Genomic DNA, 4617 nt, shown 5'->3' on the forward strand with positions numbered 1-4617 from the left:
ACGCAGGCCTCGGGCGAGCTCGCCACCGGCTCGCAGCAGGCGACGTTCGATGCCATGAACCTGTTCATGAAGACATTGCTCGATCCCTTTGTTGCCGGCCGCACCGGCCAAGGTCCGACCCAAGGCGCGACCGGCTATGTCGAAGAGGGCGGGGCGGACGCCTATGCGGCGGCGACCCGGCGCGCCACCGCGCACGATGCCTACGCGATGTTCACCAAGGCGACGCCGGCGAATTTCGACCAGCGCTGGAGCGTGTGGGCGGCGGGTTTCGGCGGTACGCAGACCACCGACGGCAATGCGGCGGTGGGCTCGAACCAGGCGAGCAGCCGCATCTTCGGCACCGCTGTCGGAGCCGACACCCTGCTGACGCCGCGCACCCTCGCAGGCTTCGCAATCGCCGGCGGCGGCACCAATTTCTCGGTCGCCAATCTCGGCGGCGGCCGGTCCGATCTGTTCCAGGCCGGCGCCTATCTCCGCCATAATGTCGGCCCGGCCTATCTGGCCGCAGCACTCGCCTATGGCTGGCAGGATGTGACCACCGATCGCATGGTGACGGCCGCCGGTCTCGACCGGTTGCGCGCCGAATTCCAGGCCAATGCCTTCTCCGGCCGCGCCGAGGGCGGTTATCGCTTCGCGATGGGCTGGGCGGGCATCACGCCCTATGCCGCCGGCCAGTTCACCAGCTTTGACCTGCCGGCCTATGCCGAGCAGGTGCTGGCCGGAAGCGGCGCCTTCGCGCTGAGCTATGCGGCCAAGACCGTCACCGACGCCCGTTCCGAACTCGGCTTTCGCACCGACAAATCGATCGCGCTGCCCGACGGCGTGATGACGCTGCGCAGCCGCTTCGCCTGGGCGCATGATTTCAACCCCGACCGCAGCATCGCCGCGACCTTCCAGGCGCTGCCGGGCGCGTCCTTCGTCGTCAATGGCGCAGCGCAGGCACGGGATTCGGCGCTGACCACGGCCGCACTCGAGATGCGATGGCTGAACGGCTGGTCCGCCGCGGTCTCGTTCGAGGGCGAATTCTCCAATGTCACCGCTTCCTACGCCGGCAAGGGGCTCGTCCATTACGCCTGGTGAGCTGCCGTGCTAAGGGAGGGCCCTGTGTTTGGAGGACACGCCCGATGCGCGCAGCGATTTTCCGTGGCGGCGAGATCGTCGTCGACACCGTGCCCGAGCCGGTGCCGGGCGAGGGCCAGGTCAAGGTCAGGACACTGGCCTGTGGCATCTGCGGCTCCGACCTGCATGCGCGCAAGCATGCGCCGCGCATGGTGGAGATGGCGAAACGCATCGGCCGCCCGCCGATGGACCTGTCGCGGGATGTCGTGTTCGGTCACGAGTTCTGCTGCGAGCTCGTCGAGCACGGTCCCGGCACGCAACGCAAACTGAAACCGGGCACGCATGTCTGCTCGATGCCGGTGCTGATGACGCCGGCGGGTCCGCTCGGCATCGGCTATTCCAACCAGAATATCGGCGGCTATGCGGAAGTGATGCTGCTCAGCGAGGCGCTGCTGCTGCCGGTGCCGAACGGGCTCGAGCCGCAGCATGCCGCGCTGACCGAGCCGCTCGCGGTCGGCATCCATGCGGTCGCCAAGGCCAACATCGCCGGCAACGAGGTGCCGCTCGTGATCGGTTGCGGGCCGGTCGGGCTCGCCGTGATTGCCGCGCTGAAGCTCAAGGGGCTGCATCCGATCGTCGCCGCCGACTATTCTCCGGCGCGGCGGGCGCTGGCGGAGACGATGGGCGCCGACATCGTGGTCGATCCCGCGCACACCCAGCCCTATGCGACCTGGGCCGAGCACGCGGCGATGACGGCGGAGGAGAAGGCGGCGCGGCCGCCGTGGCAGGCGTTCCTGCCTCCGTTGAAACCGGCGCTGATCTTCGAATGCGTCGGCGTGCCCGGCCTGATCCAGCAGGTGTTCGCCGGTGCGCCGCGCGATGCGCGCATCGTCGTGGTCGGCGTCTGCATGGAGCCCGACAGCGCCGAGCCGATGCTCGGCATCATGAAGGAATTGAACGCGCAATATGTGCTCGGCTATACGCCGGACGAGTTCGCCGCTTCGCTGCGCCTGATCGCGGGAGGTGCCGTCGACGCGGCCGCGATGGTGACGGCGACCACAGGCATCGACGGCGTCGCGCAGGCCTTCGAGGACCTCGCCAATCCCGAGGCGCATACCAAGATCATCGTCGAGCCGTGGCGGTAATCACATCCGGAGCAAGTCATGATCACACTTTCCGTACAAGATGTCCTGCCCGAGGACGGCACCAAGGGCACGCTGGTCGGGCGGGTGTTCCTGCCGCGGGTCGGCGGCCCCGCCGTGGTCGCGGTACGCGCGGACGGCGTGTTCGACGTCAGCACGGCGTTTCCAACCGTCAGCGCGCTGTGCGAAGCCGATCAGCCGGCGCAGGCACTCCGCGCCGTCAAGGGCGAGCGCATCGGCGACCTCGCCGACATCCTTGCCAACACGCCGCCCGATGGCCGCGACCACCAGAAGCCGTGGCTGCTGGCGCCGCTCGATCTGCAGGTACTGAAAGCCGCCGGCGTCACCTTCGCGATCTCGATGCTGGAGCGGGTGATCGAGGAGCGGGCGCGCGGCAATCCGGCGTCCGCCGAGGCGATCCGGAAAGAAGTGGTGCGTCTGGTCGGCGACGATCTGACGAAGCTGAAGCCCGGCTCGGAGGAGGCGATGCGGCTGAAGCAGGTGCTGATCGAGCAGAACGCCTGGAGCCAGTATCTCGAAGTCGGCATCGGCCCCGACGCCGAGGTCTTCACCAAGGCGCCGGTGATGTCCGCGGTCGGCACCGGCATGGACGCGGGCCTGCACCCGAAATCGACCTGGAACAATCCGGAGCCCGAGGTCGTGCTCGCGGTGTCGAGCAAGGGCGCGATCGTCGGCGCCACGCTCGGCAACGACGTCAATCTGCGCGACTTCGAGGGCCGCTCGGCGCTGCTGCTCTCCAAGGCCAAGGACAACAATGCCTCCTGCGCGGTCGGCCCGCTGCTCCGCCTGTTCGACGACGGTTTCTCGCTCGACGACGTGCGCCGGATGGAGGTCGGCCTCAATGTGAAGGGAGCGGACGGCTTCATGCTCGACGGCCATTCCTCGATCGGCAAGATCAGCCGCGACCCCACCGATCTCGTGGCGCAGACCGTTGGGGCGGTGCATCAATATCCCGACGGCTTTGCGCTGTTCCTCGGCACCATGTTCGCGCCGGTCAAGGACCGCGACGCGCCGGGGCAGGGCTTCACGCACAAGCGTGACGACATCGTCACGATTGCCGCACCGCAGCTCGGCAAGCTCGTGAACCGCATGCGGACCAGCGACGCGTGCGAGCCGTGGACGTTCGGCATCGCCGCGCTGATGAAGAACCTGGCGCAGCGCAAGCTGCTTGGATGATCGCGAGCCTCGCTTCGCACCTGCGAGCGGTTCCGACGTAGGAACGTGATGAGCGGTCCGCAAGATTTTCCGTGCATGTTGCATGCGGGAAGCTTGCGGCCGGCAAGCGTCCCTCTACGCTGATGATGATTCTGCTGCGATCGATCGATGGGCGAGTCGTTGCAACGCAGAATCGATTGCGGGGGACGATGCGGATCGATGGTACATTTGTACGAAGCTTCACGGTGATGGCTGGCGTGGTGCTGCTCGGTCTGGCGCTGACGCCGGTGGCGAGCAGGGCCTTCACGGAAGAGCAGGCGCGGCAGCTCTGCACCGGCGACGTGATGCGGTTGTGCGCGGCGGAAATTCCGAACGTCGAGCGCATCACCGCCTGCATGCGCCGCCAGCGCGCCAATCTCTCCGAAGGCTGCCGCGCCGTGTTCGGCAAGCAGGCGGCGTCGGCACGTTAAGGGCAAGTTTGTAGTCGTGGGGTGGGCTAAGGCGCAAAGCGCCGTGCCCACCATCGGTCGACAGCATTGCTTTGAATGGTGGGCACGCTTCTGCCTTTGCGTGTCGGGCTTTGGCGGTTGGGGTCGCTTAGCCCACTTACGAGCTACGGTTTTGGTAATGACGGTGTGTGTCTCACACCGGCAGCGCGATGGAGTATTTCACCTGGCTCAAGGCAAAGCTCGACTCGATCGAGGCGATGCCGTCGAGCCGGGTCAGCTTGTTCTTGAGGAACGCCTCGTAGGCGGCGAGATCGGCGGCGACGACGCGCAGGAGATAGTCGCGGTTGCCCGTCATCAGGTAGCACTCCAGCACTTCCTCCCATTTCGAGATCGATCGCTCGAAGCGGTTGAGATCCTCCTCCTTCTGCCGTGCGAGCTTGATCGAGATGAAGACCGAGACATGAAGGCCGATCGCCTTCTGGTCGACGGTCGCGATATAGCGCGTGATCACCCCGCGCTCCTCCAGGAGCTTGACGCGCCGGTGGCAGGGCGAGACCGACAGGCCGACCTTGTCGGCCAGCTCCTGCATGGTGATGCGGCCGTTTGACTGCAGGCAGAGGAGAATTTTCCGGTCGATGGCGTCGAGCGCAGGCATTGGGATGAACTGTCGGCAAATGGCGGTGCATTGGTAAGATATACCAATATCTGCCTGCCCCGTGTAAAAATTTGAGATATCATGAACGGCCCGCGGGACTAAAATTCGAAGGATTCTAAGAGTCGCTGGAGGCTTG

5 protein-coding genes are annotated in these 4617 nt (G+C 66.2%); 4 read left to right on the forward strand and 1 reads right to left on the reverse strand.

The features are described from left to right. From JOY90_RS31790 to JOY90_RS31805, 4 genes are all read left to right on the forward strand, one after another. Nucleotides 1-1080 (forward strand): autotransporter outer membrane beta-barrel domain-containing protein (locus JOY90_RS31790; protein WP_291695049.1); only part of this gene is annotated, 1080 nt, incomplete at its 5' end. Nucleotides 1081-1124: 44 nt separating this feature from the next. Further along, on the forward strand, nt 1125-2204 hold the full coding sequence (locus JOY90_RS31795) for a zinc-binding dehydrogenase (RefSeq protein ID WP_291695050.1): 1080 nt from the start codon (nt 1125-1127) through the stop codon (nt 2202-2204). An 18-nt stretch (nt 2205-2222) separates the two neighbouring features. Then, nucleotides 2223-3398, forward strand: coding sequence for a fumarylacetoacetate hydrolase family protein (locus JOY90_RS31800; RefSeq protein WP_291695051.1), 1176 nt, complete (start codon nt 2223-2225; stop codon nt 3396-3398). Between the two features lie 188 nt (nt 3399-3586). Beyond that, on the forward strand, nt 3587-3847 hold the full coding sequence (locus JOY90_RS31805) for a hypothetical protein (protein WP_291695052.1): 261 nt from the start codon (nt 3587-3589) through the stop codon (nt 3845-3847). 172 nt (nt 3848-4019) lie between these two features. Here JOY90_RS31805 and JOY90_RS31810 read toward each other — a convergent pair whose 3' ends face one another. Beyond that, the gene (locus JOY90_RS31810; protein WP_291695053.1) at nt 4020-4481 is read right to left on the reverse strand and encodes an Lrp/AsnC family transcriptional regulator; all 462 of its coding nucleotides are present in this window, start codon (nt 4479-4481) and stop codon (nt 4020-4022) included. Between the last annotated feature and the right edge of the window lie 136 nt (nt 4482-4617).

This window comes from Bradyrhizobium sp. (genome assembly GCF_019242285.1).
Lineage (GTDB): Bacteria > Pseudomonadota > Alphaproteobacteria > Rhizobiales > Xanthobacteraceae > Bradyrhizobium.